This window comes from Siphonobacter sp. SORGH_AS_0500, from assembly GCF_002838835.1.
In the GTDB taxonomy this organism is placed as follows: Bacteria; Bacteroidota; Bacteroidia; order Cytophagales; family Spirosomataceae; genus Siphonobacter.
The window spans coordinates 149,233-168,374 of the sequence record NZ_NHPP01000005.1; the positions used below are offsets into that span (position 1 = coordinate 149,233).

Below are 19,142 nucleotides of genomic sequence, written 5' to 3' on the forward strand. Positions count from 1 at the left end.
TTTATTGAAAATGTCCTTGTCAGACAACCTCTAAAGACCAGTCTAAAACTTTTAAGACTATCCATGACACCTTATTATTCAATCACCTATAAGTCCAAGGCGAGCCAATACCCCTAAAGTCCTGAGCCATTTCTTCGGTTGCCTCTGAAAATCAATCAAACTAATATTTGCTGGGAGTAAGGTTCGTAGTGGAAAAACAGGTCTTCCTATCACTGAACCTAATACTGTGCATTGATGTGCCCTTTCCTTTGGTTACCTCTCCGTTACCCATCTGAGGGCTCGAAGCCTTCAGAAGCATTGGTCACCTTCGTGTTGGGTGTCAGATCTAGGAAAGAGCACTTATACAAACCCGAAAAACAGAATCGACTCACTTAAATCCGGCGAGCGGATTTATCCGTTCCCTACTACTTACGATGAAAAGAATTTTGCTCTTTGGTTATTTCATGCTGGTAACGCTGAGTCTGGCAGCTCAGCAAAAAAGTCCCATCCAGGCCATCACCTACACCATAGCTCAGGACGGCAGCGGCGATTTCAAAACGATTCAGGAAGGCGTGAACTCCTTCCGAGATCATATGCAGGTACGGGTTACTTTGCTGGTAAAAAACGGCATTTACCCAGAAAAGCTGGTCATTCCATCCTGGAAACCTACTATTCACATCAAGGGAGAAAGTAGAGAAGGAGTGATTATTACGGGCGATGATTTTTCGGGAAAAGATTATCCAAAGGGTAAAGACGCAACGGGCAACGCTAAGTTCAGCACGTATACTTCTTACACTGTTCTTGTGGACGCTCCCGACATTATTCTGGAGAACCTGACGATTCGAAATACTGCCGGACGCGTCGGTCAGGCGGTTGCCTTACACGTCGAAGGCGACCGCTTTGTTTGCAGAAATTGTATTTTAATGGGTAATCAGGATACGCTATACGCGGCTCGTGAAGGCAGTCGACAGTATTACCAGAATTGCTACATCGAAGGCACTACTGACTTCATTTTTGGCAAATCAATTGCCGTTTTTCAAACCTGCCGTATTAAAAGCCTCTCAGATTCATACATCACTGCCGCTGCGACGCCAGCTTATCAAACCTATGGATTTGTATTTCTGGACTGCGAATTAATCTCCGATCCAGCGGCGAAAAAAGTATATCTGGGCCGACCCTGGAGACCCTGGGCAAAGACGGTTTTCATTCGCACGAAAATGGGTGCACACATCGTACCCGAAGGTTGGAACAATTGGGAGAATGCGGAAAATGAGAAAACCGTTTTATACGCCGAGTATGAAAGTCGGGGCACGGAAGTAACGAACCGCGTTAAATGGGCAAAAACGCTGACGGCTGAAGAAGCAAAGACGTATACACCTGAACGTATTCTGACTGGCAACGATCAATGGAGGCCTGATACTTTTGTGGAATCTACTAGTTCAAGCAAAACGAAGGGCTTACGTACCTTTATCTAACTTCCCAAAAATTTAAAACTTTTGGGAAGTTAGACACTAACCCTTGCTGCCAGATTCTATCGGTAAAGGTTTCGTAAGTCGCATGAAGGTCCGACGATTGTAAACTTTAGAGCCTTTCTTGCAGGTTAATACATTTACTGAGCAGGTCTACCATAAAAAACACCCGCTCAGAAAATTGTTAATCTTCAATCCAGGTCAGTTTATCGATAATGGGTTTTCGAACGGCAGGTTTCGTGATTCCATCAAATCGTCCCATGTAAAATAGCCCTACGCATTTTTCATTAGGCTTGAGTTCCAAAAAGGCCCCGAGCTTATCCAGATTTCCGGGTGTGCTCCAGTATGAACCAATTCTCATGGCCGAAGCGGTCAGCCACATGTTTTGAACGGCACAAGCTACGGCAGCCAGCTCTTCCCATTCCGGTACTTTTTCGGGATGTAACTCCATATTGATGGCAATCACAGCAGCTGAACGCAACGCTTTCTGGCGAGTACCCTCGTATTTCGCTTCCGAAAAACTTTCAGGCGTCGTCTGACTACGATAGGTTTCCCCTAAAAAATCCGCTAGTTTATAGAGTCCATTACCTCTGAAAATAGTAAATCGCCAGGGTTCAGTCAATCGGTGCGTTGGAGCGTAATTGGCGTTTTCCAGAATCATTTCAATTTCCTGAATGGAAATTTCTTCGCTGGTATAGCTCGGAGGAAAAATACTGCGACGGTTACGAATGACTTCGTTAAGTACTTCAAGTGACAGAGTCATAATTTTTAAATGTATGATAGTAGATAAGTGATCCGTATGCTCGCTGGCTTCATTATTAAGCTTCAAAAAAATAATCCCTTCATTAGTTCCAACGGTACATAAGGCCTTCCAAAGTTTAGGCTATATTTCCTTTCCATCTTTATACTTTTAGAAACATACTACATCACGTTGAGTCTCCCTTGTTGCTGAATCCTCATTTCCGTCAATCAGCAGATTTCTATTTAGCCAGTGCAGTCTTACTGATAGACTTCCATTCTTGCTACTCCAGGCACAGGACGTTAATAGGGTAGGCTATCGCTGGGCAAACACAGTAAAGACACTATCCTTAAGTGATAGTCCAGATGGGTAAGCAAAAGCCCTGATAGATCCAACCAGAACACGTTTAATTTTAGGTAGTCTCCTAAAGCTACAGGCGTAAATCTGTGTTTTTATACTCAAAAACCTCAAGTCGAAGCAGACAGCGAATTAAGTAAAAGATACGCCGCCTCAACCCTGTTTAGAATTAGATTATATTACCCTAATGCACAGAATCATGAAATTTGAGGGTAAAAGCAGTGGTTTAAAACCTTTCAGCAGAAAAAAGAAATGGTACTTGGTCAGTATAGGGACTATTGACTAAATCGGACCTTCTTTTTGACGAAAAAAACGCCCCTGCTCTGCCCTCACTCCTCTACTTTTGAACTATTCCAATTTTTTTTATTCCCCCCTAGGCCGTTCACTCAAGAATCAAGGTCCGAAACAATGAGAATTATGTTTCAAAAACGTTTACCACTAAAAGGGCTACTTTTTACCGGAGTAACGCTTTTGTCAGGTGCATTGCCTGGAAACCGGCAGGTTTCGGCAATGCACCTGCCTTTACATGCCTATGAAAATCCTGCTCCGCCCCTATCACCCTCGCAGGTCGTCACTATCATCTCCGGTACGGTACAAGACGAAAAAGGGACCGCATTGGCCGGGGCAACCATCTCTGTAAAAGGGATGGCGAATCTGGGTACTACAACTGACGGCAACGGTCGGTTTAGTTTACGTATACCCGATAACGTTAAAGATCCGGTTCTGGTCATTTCCTACATTGGTTTTCAATCGCAGGCGGTAGCCATTGGCAACAAGACCAATCTTACCATTCAACTGGAGTCTGATCATAAAGCACTGAATGAAGTCGTCGTTGTCGGTTTCGGTCAGCAGAAACTTCCGACCGTGACGGGCGAAATCAGCGTTGTCGATAGCAAAGCCCTGCTGCAAACTCCAGTAGCCAACATTACCAACATGTTGATTGGACGGGCGGCTGGTATTAGCGGTATCCAGAATAGTGGTGAGCCTGGACAAAATGCCACGACCATTCGGATTCGGGGGATATCTACACTAAACGGATCCGATCCACTCATCGTAATCGACGGGATTCAACAGCCTACCGAACAGCCGTATACGGTACTGAACGCCATGGATCCCAACGAAATTGATAACATCAGTGTGCTCAAGGATGCTTCTGCTACGGCTGTATTCGGGATTAGGGGGGCAAACGGGGTAATCATCGTTACTACTAAACGTGGTCGGGCCAATCGTCCTCAATTTAGTTTCTCAACGAATCAGGCCTTTACCAGAGCCTCTTCCCTATTCGAAACGCTCAATTCTTATGAGTTTGGATTGCTTCGCAACGAAGCCGTTCGAAATGCTCAGGCTTCGGGTGATAACAGTTACAACCAGCTTCTGTTCTCGAACGACGAACTCTGGAAGTTTCAGAATAACCGGGATTATACCCCCGCCGAGGTAAATGCCATGAACCTCACGGCTGACCAGAAACAAGCTCTGCTGAATAGTCCGGCTCTGTACTACACGAGCAATAACTATTACAAGGAGCAATTCGGCGGCGTAGGTCGGCAGCAACAGTATAACCTGAACGTATCGGGCGGCACCAACCGGGTAAAGTACTTCGTCTCGCTGGGGAATTTCCAGCAGGCAGGTATTCTGAACAACACAAAATACGGAGGATCGAATACCAACCCTTATTTCAATCGGTACAACTTCCGGTCTAATGTCGATATAGACGTCTTCAAGAATTTCCAGGTATCGTTCAACATGGCCGGTCAGACTTCCATTGCCAAAGTACCCGGAGCGGGTAACTCTTCTGGAGACTTTGGAAACCGCTATCAGAACATCATTCAGAGTATTCTGGAAAACAGCCCCTTCTCTGGTCCGGGTATCGTAGACGGACGTTTGGTAACGGGCTTCGTAGGATTACCCGGCGATCCAACCAATCCCGTTGGCAGTAAGGGAGGGGGAGGATATACGCCTCTTACTCAACTCCTTACGGCGGGAACCCGTACCATGTATACCACCACCCTGACCAGTAACTTCGTAGTCAAACATACGATGGGTTACATTACGCCAGGTCTGAGTTCGCGGGTATCCGTTGCGTATGATGATAGCTACACGAAAGGATTTGCCAAAACGGTTAGCGTCCCGCAGTTCAGTGCCATGCGAAACCCATCGGATCCAGCCAATCTAATTTTCATCGGTGGACAGATCAGTCCTACATCTACGGCGGATAACGTGGGTAATGGGTCCTGGAATAAACTGTATCTGGAAGCGGCGATTGATTACAATCACAGTTTTGGAGATCATACGGTTACGGGTTTGATCCTTGGAAACGCTCAGCGGTTTACGGCCAATGGACAAGGTTACAACACCCCTTCTGGTCTGATGGGTCTGGTCGGACGGGTTACGTATAATTTCAAAGAACGCTACCTGTTTGAGTTTAATATGGGCTTCAATGGTAGTGAGCAGTTTGCTCCAGGTAGACGATTCGGTTACTTCCCCTCCGTTTCGCCCGGTTGGATTCTGTCCAACGAATCGTTTTTCCCTAAAAACGATCTAGTTACCTGGGTAAAATTCCGGGGTTCGTACGGAGAAGTAGGTAACGACCAGTTAGGTGGCCGTCGTTACTTATACCTGCCTAACACCTGGGCTTACAACGGTCGGGGTTATTACTTCGGCAGAAGCGATGGGTCCAGTGCCAACCCCTACTTCAGCGGGGCTCAGGAAACGGCCTTAGGAAATCCGGCCATTACCTGGGAACGTGCCCGGAAAACGAACTTGGCTGCTGAATTCCGGTTCCTGAAGGATCGTCTGACCGTAAACACGGCCTTATTCTGGGAAAATCGGAACAACATTCTGGTATCCCTGGGAACGATTCCCGGTACCTACGGTGTGCCTGACTGGAACGTACCTCCGGCTAACGTAGGACGGGTTAGTAACCGCGGCTATGAACTCTTCGGCGAATGGAACGATAAAGTAGGAGCCGTTCAGTACTTTGTCAGAGGAACCTTCTCCTATGCTCGTAACCGAATTGACTATCGGGCGGAAGCTCCCTACCCTTACCCCTGGATGAACTCGACTGGGTATTCCATCGGCCAGTATAAAGGGCTGCGGACGGATGGCTTCTACAACACGCAGGAAGAACTCAGCAATCGTCCCTACAATACGTTTGGCGGTAATCAGGCAAAACTGGGAGATATCAAATTCCGTGACATTAACGGCGATGGTATCCTCAACAATCAGGATCTGGTGCCCATCGGCTATTCTAACCTGCCACGGGTAGCGTATAACTTTTCCGTAGGTCTTTCCTACAAAGGTTTTGATATCAACGCTCTGTTCATTGGTACAAAACAGGGGTCTTTCCCTCAGTATGGGTATATCCTCAGCACGCCTTTCGCCAAAAACGTAGGTGCAGTGATGCAATATGCCTATGATGGACGCTGGACTCCTGAAAAATATGCCGCAGGACAGCCCATTTATTACCCTACTATCTCTTTCAGTGGCGGTCAGTCTAATAACAACCAGTTGAGTGATTTCTGGCTCAAGTCAAATGATTTCACTCGCTTGAAAAACCTTGAAGTCGGCTATACGTTCCAGCAGAATAACTCTTTCCTGAAAGCCACGCATTTGCAGGGGGTACGCTTGTATGTAAATGGCAACAACCTCTTTACGTGGGGTTCCCACCTCATCAATGGAATTGATCCCGAACAGGCTGATACGGGCAAAAACTCCATGGGATACCTCTACCCGTTGACTCGCACTTTCAATATCGGAGCAAGTATCCAATTCTAAGTTCATTTCAGAAGCATATGAAACTCAATATCATCGTATTAGCCCTGTTTGGCTTGCTTTTTAGTGCCTGTCAGGACGACTTTCTGCAGCTACCTATTTCAAGTGCTACCACGGTTGACTCCGTCTTTTCCACGACCGTTAAGGCACAGTCGGCTATTGCAGAAGCCTACCAGAAGAACCTTTCTCAGGGCTTACCTTATCAGGGTTTCTGGAATTCCATGATTCACGAAAACCTGACGGGAGGTCTTAACTACGGTTTTGGCTGGACCATTTCACAGGGAATCATCATCACCGGGATGAATGCCAATGGCAGCAGTCAGGATATGGATGGCTTTAATTACAACTATACGACCATTCGCCAGGCTTGTCTCGTCAAAGAAAACATCGATAAGGTTCGGGATATGTCTGCGGCGGATAAAGCAGTGGTAAAAGCCGAAATGAAGGCCCTCTTGGCGTACCGCTACGGCCAAATGTTAACCATTTGGGGTGGTGTACCATTAGTTTCCAGAAGTTTCCAGGCCGCTGAAGATCTGGCCGTTCCCCGGAGTTCTGTCAAAGCCGTGCTCGATTCTGTTGTCTCCTGGTGTGATCAGGCAGCGGCGGTGTTGCCCGCCAAGTGGCCAGACACCTTTTCGGGCCGAATGACAAAAGCGGCGGCTCTATCGATCAAAGCCAAAGCCTTAATGTACGCAGCAAGACCTTTGTTCAATACCGGAACGCCTTATCTGGATTTCGGCGTAAACAACGCATTGATTTGCCTGGGTAATAATGACCCTTCACGCTGGACAACCGCTGCTCAGGCTGCCGAAGCTGCCCTGGCAGAGGCTGAAAACAACGGTGGCTTCCGTCTTCTTAATACAGGTAATCCCCTGGATGACTATGGCACCGCTACTTCTACCCCCGGCAATGCGGAAGTAATTCTGGCCTATAAGTCGAACGAAAGCTGGCAAATGAATACGTTCTACAACCTGCACAACTGGCAGGCTTATGGAAACGCCTTGATGACTACCCAATTGGAAGCCTATTACAAGCAGGATGGAACCGACCAGAGCTGGCCAACGCTAGGCAGCGATCCCTTACCTTTCTCAGACTACCTGAGCAAAATGAAGGAAATGGAAGCCCGTTTTAAAGCCTGTTTTCAACCCTGGCAAATGGATGCCTGGAACAATCCTGGCGATAACTCCTGGAGCAATCAGAATACCTTCCAATGGGAAATGACAGGTTGTGCCCGATCAACCAAGTTTTATTACAAGGCTGGTTCCAGAGGCTGGTTTGAGTTTCCTATTTTCCGGGTTGCTTCCCTGTATTTAAGTGCGGCTGAAGCCTATAACGAATCAGGCCAGACCGCGAAAGCTCTGGAACGACTCAATAAAGTTCACCAGCGTGCCGGTTTACCCGCCGTTACGGTAACCAATCAGGCCGCTTTACGGAAGATCATCCAACGCGAATGGGCGGCAGAATTCTTCGCGGAAAATTACCGTCTTCAGGATATTAAACACTGGAAACTCGAAAACATCGGATCAGGTATCATTGGTGGCTCCATCCGAACCTTTGCTTTCAATAATGGAAACGGTGCCAAGATGACGGGCAATACCAATTACCAAAGCAAAATCGAATACCAGGGTTTCTGGGCTCCCCGCCAGTATCTGAATCCCTTCCCTCAAACGGAGGTTAACAAAGCCATCATTGTTCAAAATCCAGGGTATTAGGCCTGATTAACGTATTTACTCTAGATGAAAAACCACCTATACGTCAATAAACGGACCGCCTGGCTATTCGCATTAGTGCTTGGGAGTACATGTTTAAACGCAAACTCACAGCAATTAGATAGTCTTAAGGCAACACCGCTCTTTGCTCCGGGCATGAGCCAGTCTAATCCATTTCTTACCTCATCCACAGGGCCGTTAGTCTCTTCTTCCATTTCTGGAACAACGATTGCCAAGACTCCCGTGCCTAATGTGACTAATGCCCTCTATGGTCGCTTACAGGGTTTAATTGTACGCCAGAACTCTGGCGAGCCAGGGTATGATGCTGCGACTCTTAACATTCGCGGACTGGGTACCTATGATAATTCTGATCTGGTTATCTGCGTAGACGGATTCATTACTACCTCCTCTTATTTCCAGTACCTGTCTCCCAGCGAAATTGAAAGCATCACGGTATTGAAAGATCCCGCTTCGCTGGCTGCCTTTGGTATGAAAGGAGCGAATGGGGTTCTGTGGATTGTGACCAAGCGGGGAACGATTAGCAAACCTCAGATTCAGTTCAACCTTGTTACTGGTTTGCAGCAGGCTTTGCGGATCAACAAGCCGTACGGATCCTACGATTACGCTCGTCTTTATAATCAGGCCATAAGCAATGACAACTATGCCCTGAATAATAATACGTTCGTGTGGTCACCCAAGTATACCGATGCCCAACTTCAGGCTTATCAGAACGGGACAGCCCCTTCGGTAGACTGGTATGCGGAAACGTTGAAGAAGTATGGTCGGTACCAAAATGCCAATCTGTCGTTTACCGGTGGGGATCAGGTTTCTAAGTATGCCGTCATACTCGACTACATGAAGCAAACGGGCCTGTACAATGTACCTACGTCGGCGACTACTTCTAATGCTCAGATTCAGCGATTTAACCTTCGAACCAATCTTGATTTTAAATTCTTCAAGATCTTTGAAGCAAGAGTTGACTTGGGTGGACGTATCGAAGATCGTCAATATCCCAACTATAATGGTCCGAAGTTGTGGCGGAATCTGGCATCGTATCCTTCCAACATTTATCAGGTGAGGGATGGTAATACCCAAAACTGGTCAGGAACGTCTCTGTTTCCCGATAACCCCGTAGCCTCTCTGTTAGCCCTGGGCCGCATTGCAACGCACGATCGTACCTTACAGGCAAACTTTAACCTGAAGGAAAATCTGGACTTCATTACCCCAGGTTTATCCATTGGGCAGGCCATTTCTTTCAACACCTGGACGCGGAATACCCTCGGTCGGACCGCTTCTTATGCCCGGTTTAATAATGGCGTGAATACTACAACCGATAAGGCTACGGATATCGCGTCGATTGGCTCGTCTCCCACGAACCAGTACAACTGGCAACAGATAACGCTAAACGCCGCGTACAAGCGTTCCGTAGGAAAACATGCCTTGTCGGCAGATCTCAATTATTTCCTCAGTGATTACATGCTGGATTGGAATATCAATGCGAGTGGACTGAATACCGGTAATAACATTTTTTATCATTACCAAAACCTGGGTGGTCAATTCCAGTATTCGTATGATGATAAGTATTTACTTGCGTTATCTGCCGGATACAGTGGTTCAGATAATTATGCTCCGGGAAATCGCTGGGCGTTCTATCCCGCCCTTTCATTAGGCTGGGTAGTATCTAAAGAAGATTTTCTGGCTCAGAATAAGGCCATTACCTTTCTTAAGGTTCGGGCATCAGCAGGCCAATCAGGCTTCGATCAGTCTAATCAGGGCCGATACCTGTACCAGCAATACTTTACGGGAAGCGGCACCTACTATACGGGTAATAATGGTCTGAATGGCAATAGCGGAATTGCTCCATCCTATGCGGCCAATCCTGAGATCCGTGCTGAACGTAATACGGGTTATAACGTAGGGGTAGACCTTCAGTTGTGGAATAAGCTTTCGCTTACGGCAGATGGCTTCTTCAATAAGCGAACAGGTATTGTGACAGTAGATTATACCTTACCAGGTGTGTTTGGAGCCAACCCACCCTATCGTAACCTAGGAATCGTTTCCAACAAAGGCTTTGAGCTCGCCCTGAACTTTACAGATAAGGTAGGTGATGTAAAGTATCATTTGAACGCCATGACCCTGTATGCCCATAACCAGGTCAAGCAAATGGGTGAAGTTGCTCCAGTGAATGCATTCAGCCGACTGACGGGTCAGCGAATTCAGACGACGCTGGGACTGCAAGCGGTTGGATTTTACGATGTAACTGATTTCAATGCGGATGGAACCCTTAAATCGGGAATTGCCCAGCCAACCTTTGGTAGTGTACAACCCGGTGATATACGGTATAAGGACACTGACGGGAACGGAAAAGTAGATCTGAATGATGTCTCACCCATGAAGTATACTTCCTTACCCGAATGGACGTACGCATTCGACGCTGGACTTTCATACAAGAGTTTCGATTTTTCCGTCTTGTTACAGGGTGCAGCTCATCGGAGTGTAAATCTGTTGAATACAGATCAGGCCGTTGCATTTGTTGACAATACCAATGTATATCCTTCTGCCGGACAGGCCTGGGCTTATTACCCGGATCAAGGTATCGATACCAGAGCTACGGCTACCTATCCCAGATTTACAACCAAAGCCAATATGAATAACTATTTGAATTCAACTTTCTGGATGAAAAACGGTAGTTTCCTACGGGTAAGAAATATTGAAATTGGTTATACACTGCCCAGCCAGTTGTTGCATAAAATTCATCTGGAAAACGTGCGGATCTATGTCAATGCCACGAATCCTTTTACGTGGTCTTACTTGAGCAAGCACTATAACATCGACCCAGAAACCATCTCTGGCTACGCAGGTCTGAAAACGTACAATACTGGCATCACTTTAAGTTTCTAAGGAACGCATGAAAACCTTATCTATCCTTTTCTCCATAGGGGTACTGGGGCTACTCGTCGGTTGCCAGAAAGAATTTCTGGATACCCGAATCGATACATCCCAAACTCAGGAGACACTTTCGTCTAACTATTCGACACTGTTCTCCTACGCCAACGCTCCGTATACTTATTTGCGGAATGAGTTTGCCATTCTCGATAACAATTTGTTTGCTCCAGTTTCTGATGAGGCCGTACAAACCTCTCCGGGAAGTTCGCTTGCTTTGCTCTTTAATAATGGCAGTTGGAATGCCTTATCCAATCCGGATAATTACTATTCTAGTTATTACTCCGGTATTCGGGCCGCAAACTTTTTCCTGGAAAACTCCGCAGACTACAAAGCTCGCCTAGCGATCAACCGTGATACCATTTCGGTGAATGGCAAAACCAATTACCAGAACGATGTCCTGAACATCGGCTGGTACCGGGCTGAAGCACGGGTGCTCAGAGCCTGGTATTACGCTGAGCTAATCAAACGCTACGGTGGCGTTCCTCTGGTGACGCGTACGCTGGGTTTGCAGGATAATATGAACCTGCCCAGAGCTAGTTATGACGAAGTAGTTTCATTCATTGTCAATGACCTGGATCGCTACAAAGACAGCTTGCAGGTTAACTGGAAAACGTCTTCTTTCACCAACAATGATGGACGGGTTAGCAAAGGCATGGCCCTGGCTCTCAAAGCTCGTACGTTACTGTACGCGGCTAGCCCACTGCACAATTCGTCGGGTGACGTATCCAAGTGGAAAGCAGCGGCAGCAGCGGCCAATGATGTGCTGGTTTTTGCCGCTGGAGCGGGTCAGTATGGTCTGGATAATAGCTACCGGGATTATTTCCTGAGAAATAACACCCTGACCAGTAAAGAAACCATCTGGGCGATTCGTTACCCCGCCAATAGCGATCTGGAGCGGAAGAATTATCCGATTGCTACCGCTGGGGGTGCTAGTGGCATTACACCTACGCAGGACCTGGTGAACGCCTACGAATACAAAGGCAAGCCTGACTCTCTCAATCCGTATGCCAATCGCGATCCCCGCCTGGCACTTACCGTCGTTACGAACAATAGTAGCTGGAATGGCCGAACCATTGACCAGTCAGCCGGGGGAACCGACGATATGCGAAAAACCAACGCGAGTCGCACGGGCTACTACCTCAAGAAGTTTCTGGCCGATGGTCTGAATTTGGTACAAGGCCAGACCGTTGTTCACAACTGGCCTGTCTTCAGGTATGCAGATGTGCTGCTCATGTACGCGGAAGCCATGAATGAAGCCTACGGCCCGGACAATACCAACGGATATACCTTAACGGCCCGCCAGGCTCTCAATCAGGTGCGGAGTCGTTCAGGAGTAGGTATGCCTGATGTAACGGTTACCAGCACTTCAGATTTTCGTTCCGCTGTTCGCCGGGAGCGTCAGGTGGAATTAGCCTTTGAAAATCATCGTTACTGGGATCTGCTTCGCTGGAAACAGGCTGGTTCGGTTCTCAATAGCCCTGTTAAAGGGGTGGCGGTAAGTAAAACGGGCGGAACCTTTACGTATAATACTATCGTCGTTGAAAACCGGGTATTCGATGCCAGCAAAATGTATCTGTACCCCATTCCTCAAGTCGAGATCAATAAATCTAGTGGTGTCTTGAATCAAAATCCGGGCTGGTAATACGCCTGGAGCCATTCATCGAATAACGTATGAAACTACTATCCTTCATTCGCCTCGGGGTGCTTTTATTTCTGGTGGGCATGATCAGCTCCTGTGAAAAAGAGAACCTCTATGACTATGGGATTTCAAAAATTTACATGCCTCAGGCAGTAAATCAATCCGGCGGAGTCAACATCAATTATGTAGTTCCGGTTGGAACGGATTCATCTACCTTCAATTATACCCTGAATACGGAGCAGCAGAAACTCAATGTTATTCTCGGTGTCAGTCTTTCGGGAATCAACCGTACCAGCTACTCGGTTGACTTGAAGGTAGACACGGATACCATCCAGCAACTCATTACCAACAAAACGCTGGATGCCAATACGATTCTCATGCCTGCCTCCATGTACACCTTACCGAAGAGCATTCGGGTTGCTGGGGACAGTGTTTCCAAGACTTTTTACCTGACGCTGAATATCAATGAGTTGAAAAAGGCAAATTATTCGGGTAAAATATTGGCTCTGGCCGTTGGTCTGGCGAATCCTACACCGTTCGGACTGAGTGCAACTGCCAGTAAAACCATTGTGCTTGTGGATGTAGATGCTTTGGTAATTGGACCAGCAGTGGAAGTTACCAGCAAGTACATCAAAAACCCAGGTAATCCGTTTGTTACCTCAGCCATGGATCCGGGAGGACGTTGGGGTACGCTGGCCGATTGGGTAGCCAGCAGCGGAGCCCTGAGCCATAACGGCGTAGGTGGCTTTTCTAAGGATGGTGATGGACCAACCATGGATATGGAATCAGGTTGGGGTTCTCCGCTTATCAAAAATGGAAAACTTTACCAGACCATCACATTACCCGCCGGGACCTATGCTTTTGACCCCTCCCCCTGGGTTTGGCAGGGAACGAAAGATGTATCGTACGTAGTCGTAGCTCCTAATGCCAGCACCTTGCCCGACTATGCCGACATCGCAACCAGTACATCCGTCTTATTTGCTACATTCGATAAACCGAGGGTTACGTTCAAACTAACCGCCACCACTAAAGTAACGGTTGGCGTAGTAGTTAACTATGTACAGGATCAGCAGGGATTCAAAACGAAAGCCGTGCACCTTTACTCGTATCCTAAACACTTGTAATTTCTATGGTACACAACAGATTACTCGCACTAACGATGATGCTTGGACTTACCCTTCTGGGAAGGGCTCAGGCCCAAACCAAGCAGTTGGTGATCAAACCAGGCGAGCGTTGGCTTGACAATCGTGGAGAAGTCATCAACGCTCACGGCGGTGGACTGCTGTTTTCCAAAGGCACTTATTACTGGTTTGGTGAAAAACGCGGGAAAACGGCATCAGAAGGGGTAAATGTCTATTCATCGAAAGACCTTTCCCACTGGAAAAACGAAGGATTAGCTTTGAGTCAGTCTACCGATCCTTCGAGTGATATTACCGTGGGTTGCCTCATGGAAAGACCCAAGGTCATTTATAACCCTAAAACGAAGCAGTACGTCATGTGGTTTCACCTGGAACTGGCTGGAAAGGGATACGATGCCGCCCGGGCCGGTGTTGCCGTTAGTGAAAAACCTACGGGGCCGTACCGATTCCTATCCAGTTTCCGTCCCAATGGAAACATGTCGAGGGATATGACGCTGTTCGTGGATGAGGATGGTTCGGCTTATCATATGTATTCTTCGCAGGATAACTATGATTTGCGAGTGGTAAAACTAACCGACGACTATCTGGGTGCCACTACGCAGGATTCTCTGTTGTTCAGTGCACACCGGGAAGCTCCGGCTATTTTCAAGCGAAATAATCGGTATTACCTCATCACCAGCGGATGCACCGGATGGGCACCGAATGCAGCAAGCGTCCACGAAGCCTCTTCCATCTATGGTCCCTGGAAACTAGTGGGCGATCCGATGCAGGGACCTTCCGCAAAGACGACGTTCGGTGGGCAGTCTACGTATGTACAACCGATTCATGGCAAACCCGACGCTTTTCTATTCATGGCTGACCGATGGAATCCGCAGGATTTAAAAGACAGTCGATACCTATGGTTACCCATATCCTTTGAAAACGATCAGCCTGTCATCCGATGGACCGATCAGTGGGATCTGAACGTAAACAGTAAAGGCTATTAATGGGGTCTTTCGAATGAGGTTTAACCTCAGTATTGAGTAATAAGGGAAGGGTTGATCCTGTAACAGGATTGGCCCTTCCCTCATTTTATTTAAAACGATCACCGATTGAGAACGGGAAGACCCTTAAGTCTCTAGGTTTCACTCTGAATGATAGGTTTGGGTTTTAAACGAACCTTTCCTTCTGGCCTCTCGACTGAAGTAAGAGACCTGCTGGAGAATAGGGCAATGCTGGAATATCGCTCCAGAGGTGCTGCCCTAAAACCAACCTAAGGTCGCAACGAGAATAAGGTCCTTCGCTTCGCTCTGGATGACAGGGCGGGAGAGTAATCACTATTACTTTTTGTAGGCTACTATGTCGCAGATACCTGAGAAAAGCGTCTGCGACGCTCAGTGTTATAAATGCTTTTATCACGAATCTGCGTTGGAAACGCGGACTAATGGGTATTACCTCTGCATTTCTTAGTAATAGTTACAGCATAAGTGGATGGCTGGGCTGTGTAGTTTTCCTAACGCGAACACCTGCTAAATGGCTCCAGTAAGCCATTCATTCCCATGCCTGCTTTCCGTCGATTCTATAATAATAATCTCACTATTTGTAATCTTTCTAAATAGTATCTAGCTTTGACGAAAATTCATTCCTCTTGGCGAACTCCATCCATCCATCCGTATGCTTTAGCGACATCTGCCAGTTTGAGCAGATTTATAATCGCTATTGGAAAAAGATGTACGATCTGGCCCGTTACTACACTCAGAATTCAGATCAGGCAGAGGAGATTGTTCAGGATATTTTTAAATCTCTTTGGGAACGAAAGGATACCTTAATCATTAATGGTCCTCTGGAACATTACCTTTTCCGGTGCGTAAAACTGAAAATTGCGGAGCATTACCGCCAGGAAGCCCTTCGCCAAAAACACCAAAACCAGCTCCTTCAGACGTTACCCGCCGAAGACATGACCACCGAAAATCAGGTACTATCTAATGAACTTAGTCGCCGACTGGAGGAGTTGACCGTTCAGTTGCCCCACCAGTCGCGTCGGGTTTTTGAGTTAAGCCGGAACCAGGGCCTTAGTAATCGCCAGATTGCAGCAGAGCTTTCTCTTTCTGAAAAAACAATTGAAAATTACCTGACCCGAGCGTTACACTTTCTTCGCAAGCAGCTCGCCGATTACCTCCACAAGTAAGCATGCTGATGATTAAAAATATTTTCTTTTCCATAGGGGGGAATCTTCGTCTCGTGCAACTATTCAAAAAAGGCACGTATGCACGTAACTCCCGATTTGCTGAAAAGATACTATCAAGGGTTGGCAACCTTTGCTGAACAGCAGGCCGTTGAAGACTGGCTTCGGGAAGAACATGCCTTTGTCGATGTACCGGAATCATACATTCGTTCTGCTACAGAAGAAACCGAAATTCGGAAACGACTTTGGCAAAAATCTTCGATAATCCCCCTCGTCTGACGCTATTTACCCCTGCTTATCAATCGTTAGGTGCCTTTACAAAAGCAGTAATCGCGGCGAGTATCTTGATTCTGATGGGATATGTGGGTTTTATTGAAAGTAATGCGGTCATCATTCACAATCAGCAGTTGACCGCTCAGACGATCCAACTGGAAGGATTGAAGGTTGTCGTAGAACCCGGCAGTCGCTGTGAAATTCGGGAAAGTATTTTTCAGGACTCTCCTCTGATTGAATTTAGCGGAGCCGTTTCCATCACAGCGGAATCCGAGGTGAGCAAGGCTCGTCACTTCTGGCTGGAACAGGAAGCTAGTACCCATCGGCAGGAATTTTATCTAAGAAAAGGACAGACTTTCCTCGCCATGACAGACAATGTATTTAACCTGATTACGGCCACGACGGACGAACTCAATGATGAAATTCCCCGTCCGTTTAGTTTACGACTGATTGACCGTTTTCATTTATAAAAAAGGTCGTGTAGTTCGAGCTACACGACCGGGTAACCCCGTAAAACAGGGTTAGCTTTTACCGTTTGGCAACTAGTAAAGCAATGCAAGTTAAAAAATTCTTGCTGATTGGGATTCTTTTGTCCTTATCTTCTTTGGGATGGACGCAATCCAGCCAACCCCGAATGATTTGGGGGCGGGTTCAATCGGCATCGGGACAGCCCTTATCTGGTCTTCATATTCGTCTTCAGGAACTTCAGCGAAGTACCCGAACGGATGATCAGGGTTTGTTTTCTTTCCCTTCTATTCCATCAGGAACGTACACCCTTCACGCTTCTGGTGTGGGGTATCGAGCTTATCAGCAGGTACTCAAATTTCCAAGAACGGATACGCTTCAACTTATACTCAGCGAGCAGGCTCAGGACTTAAAGAACGTAACCGTTAGTGGTAAGTCAGAAATGAAACGCGTGGTGCAGCAAGGCTTTTCGGTGGAGGCCATCGATGCCGTTCGTGTTCAAAACCGCACCATTGCAATGAATCGCCTGTTGGATCAAACCATGGGGCTTCAGGTTCGGGAAACGGGCGGCACGGGTTCGGATTTTACCTATTCCATTCATGGACTTTCGGGTAAGGCGGTTAAGTTTTTCCTGGATGGGATACCCATGGAAAGCTTCGGATCTTCTTACCGGATTAATAACCTTCCCATTAACCTAGTTGATCGGATCGAAGTCTACAAAGGCGTTACCCCTATCGAATTGGGGAGTGATGCTTTAGGTGGGGCAGTGAATATCATCCGTCGGCAGGATGTCAATCAATACCTGGATGCCTCGTATAGTATAGGTTCCTTTCGCACCCATCAGGCTGCCCTAAATGGCCGTTATCGTCATCCTTCAAGTGGTTTTACCTGGGTCGGTCAGGCTTCGTACTCGTCTTCAGCCAATACCTACAAAGTCTGGGGACCGACCATCGAAATCGCAGGCGATGACGGTCGGCCCTTACCCAATGTTGGGAAATTAAGGCGATTCAATGACGATTTTCAATCCATCAACGCTCGGTTCGAAGTAGGGTTTACTCAGGTTAAATGGGCCGATCAGCTTCTGTTAAGCCTTACGGGTTCCAATCTGGAAAAAGGCATTCAGACGGGTCGTACGATGGCATTTGTCTACGGTAAGGTTCGGTATAAAGAATCTTTCCTGATGCCTGGGTTGACTTTCGCCAAGAAAAATTTTCTAACCCAGGGTCTTTCCGTTAAAGCTTCCGCCCTTTTTAATCGGCTTACCGGCATGACCATTGATACCAGTTCCCAGAAGTATAACTGGCTGGGAAAGGTAATTGCTTCGAATGTAAATGGAGAACTCGGAGGCATTCGTTCACAAAAGTCCCGATATACCTTCAATGATCGCACGGCTCTGGTTACCCTCAATGCTACTTATTCACTGGCAGCCCATCATACACTTCGTTTCAATTATACCGGACAATCTACTCGACGCACCGGTATGGATGCTCTGGCTACGGCAGAATGGACTATTCCTTTTCGCGAGCCTCAGCATTTGAACAAGCAAATCTCCGCTTTGTCGTATGAGCTTACTTCAACGAAAGCCGACAAAAGTCTGACCCTTTTTGCGAAGCATTATCACTATTCTGCCCGTACAAATCTTTATGATTACCAAGGTTCCAGCCAGAAACAACTCATCGCTAATTACCAGCATAACCAGACCTGGAGCTTTGGCCTGGCCGCCCGCACTTTTCTTACCCCTACCACCTTACTAAAGGCTTCCACTGAAAATGCCACTCGCCTACCCGAAGCCGCAGAATTACTGGGAGATGGTAACACCATTTTGAATGCCGTTAACCTCAAGCCTGAACGCAGTTTCAATGTCAACACTTCTTTACAGAAACAGTATCGATGGAAGTTACACCAGCTAGACTGGTCCACAGGCTTGTTTTACCGATTTACCCGCGATTTAATCTGGCTGGGAGAAGCTGATCTTTTTGGCACCGCTCGTTACGAAAACCTCAATCGCATTCAGAGTGCGGGGATTGAAACAGAAGCTCGATATAGATACAACCAATGGCTATCATTAACGGCTAACGTCACGTATCAGGATCTGCGGAACAAACTGAAATACACCTCTACCGGAGCCCGCAACATCGTCTATAATGATCGGCTTCGAAACACCCCTTATCTGCTGGCCAATGCCGAAGCGGAGATTACCAAACGGGATTTTCTCCAGAAAGGCTCTTCGCTATCGGTTTACGTGAGTACCCATTACGTACCTCAATACTTTTTAGGGTGGCCCAGTCTGGGTGCCAGGGCTACCAAAAAGGTAATTCCCACGCAATTTGTTCAGGATGCCGGAGTGAATTATACCACGCCCAGCCGACGGTATACGCTGGGTCTTGATTGCCGGAATCTGGGTGATCGACAGGTATACGACAATTATCTACTCCAAAAGCCGGGCCGGTTTATTAGCCTCAAAATCAGATATTTCATCAGTAAGTAAGTTT

The 19,142-nt window shown here is 47.1% G+C and carries 12 protein-coding genes; 11 read left to right on the forward strand and 1 reads right to left on the reverse strand.

The annotated features are described in order from the left end of the window. Nucleotides 1-413: 413 nt before the first annotated feature. Nucleotides 414-1,454, forward strand: coding sequence for a pectinesterase family protein (locus tag BWI96_RS07455; protein WP_106636041.1), 1,041 nt, complete (start codon nt 414-416; stop codon nt 1,452-1,454). Nucleotides 1,455-1,632: 178 nt separating this feature from the next. Here the strand turns inward: BWI96_RS07455 and BWI96_RS07460 are convergent, their stop codons facing one another. Beyond that, entirely contained in the window at nt 1,633-2,211 is a 579-nt protein-coding gene (locus BWI96_RS07460) for a nitroreductase (RefSeq protein WP_106636042.1), read from the reverse strand. A 750-nt stretch (nt 2,212-2,961) separates the two neighbouring features. Between BWI96_RS07460 and BWI96_RS07465 the strand changes: the two genes are divergently transcribed. The 10 genes from BWI96_RS07465 to BWI96_RS07510 all read left to right on the forward strand — a co-directional run bounded on the left by BWI96_RS07465 (nt 2,962) and on the right by BWI96_RS07510 (nt 19,138). Further along, entirely contained in the window at nt 2,962-6,318 is a 3,357-nt protein-coding gene (locus BWI96_RS07465; protein ID WP_157830252.1) for a TonB-dependent receptor, read from the forward strand. A gap of 17 nt (nt 6,319-6,335) precedes the next feature. Beyond that, nucleotides 6,336-8,027, forward strand: coding sequence for a RagB/SusD family nutrient uptake outer membrane protein (locus BWI96_RS07470; protein ID WP_106636044.1), 1,692 nt, complete (start codon nt 6,336-6,338; stop codon nt 8,025-8,027). 24 nt (nt 8,028-8,051) lie between these two features. Next, a complete protein-coding gene (locus BWI96_RS07475; RefSeq protein WP_106636045.1) occupies nt 8,052-10,925 on the forward strand; it encodes a SusC/RagA family TonB-linked outer membrane protein in 2,874 nt (957 codons plus the stop codon). 7 nt (nt 10,926-10,932) lie between these two features. Further along, complete coding sequence (locus BWI96_RS07480; protein ID WP_106636046.1) at nt 10,933-12,612, forward strand: RagB/SusD family nutrient uptake outer membrane protein; 1,680 nt, start codon at nt 10,933-10,935, stop codon at nt 12,610-12,612. Nucleotides 12,613-12,641: 29 nt separating this feature from the next. Then, nucleotides 12,642-13,733: a DUF5013 domain-containing protein gene (locus BWI96_RS07485; RefSeq protein WP_106636047.1), complete on the forward strand. Its 1,092-nt coding sequence runs from the start codon at nt 12,642-12,644 to the stop codon at nt 13,731-13,733. A gap of 5 nt (nt 13,734-13,738) precedes the next feature. After that, entirely contained in the window at nt 13,739-14,734 is a 996-nt protein-coding gene (locus BWI96_RS07490; RefSeq protein ID WP_106636048.1) for a glycoside hydrolase family 43 protein, read from the forward strand. 641 nt (nt 14,735-15,375) lie between these two features. Further along, on the forward strand, nt 15,376-15,915 hold the full coding sequence (locus BWI96_RS07495; RefSeq protein ID WP_157830253.1) for an RNA polymerase sigma-70 factor: 540 nt from the start codon (nt 15,376-15,378) through the stop codon (nt 15,913-15,915). Between the two features lie 78 nt (nt 15,916-15,993). Further along, the gene (locus BWI96_RS07500) at nt 15,994-16,191 is read left to right on the forward strand and encodes a hypothetical protein (protein ID WP_106636050.1); all 198 of its coding nucleotides are present in this window, start codon (nt 15,994-15,996) and stop codon (nt 16,189-16,191) included. Beyond that, nucleotides 16,158-16,655 (forward strand): hypothetical protein, encoded by a 498-nt coding sequence (locus BWI96_RS07505; RefSeq protein ID WP_157830254.1) that lies wholly within the window; start codon nt 16,158-16,160, stop codon nt 16,653-16,655. The genes BWI96_RS07500 and BWI96_RS07505 overlap by 34 nt, the downstream gene beginning before the upstream one ends. A gap of 83 nt (nt 16,656-16,738) precedes the next feature. After that, nucleotides 16,739-19,138 (forward strand): TonB-dependent receptor, encoded by a 2,400-nt coding sequence (locus BWI96_RS07510; RefSeq protein WP_106636052.1) that lies wholly within the window; start codon nt 16,739-16,741, stop codon nt 19,136-19,138. The last annotated feature ends 4 nt before the right edge of the window (nt 19,139-19,142 follow it).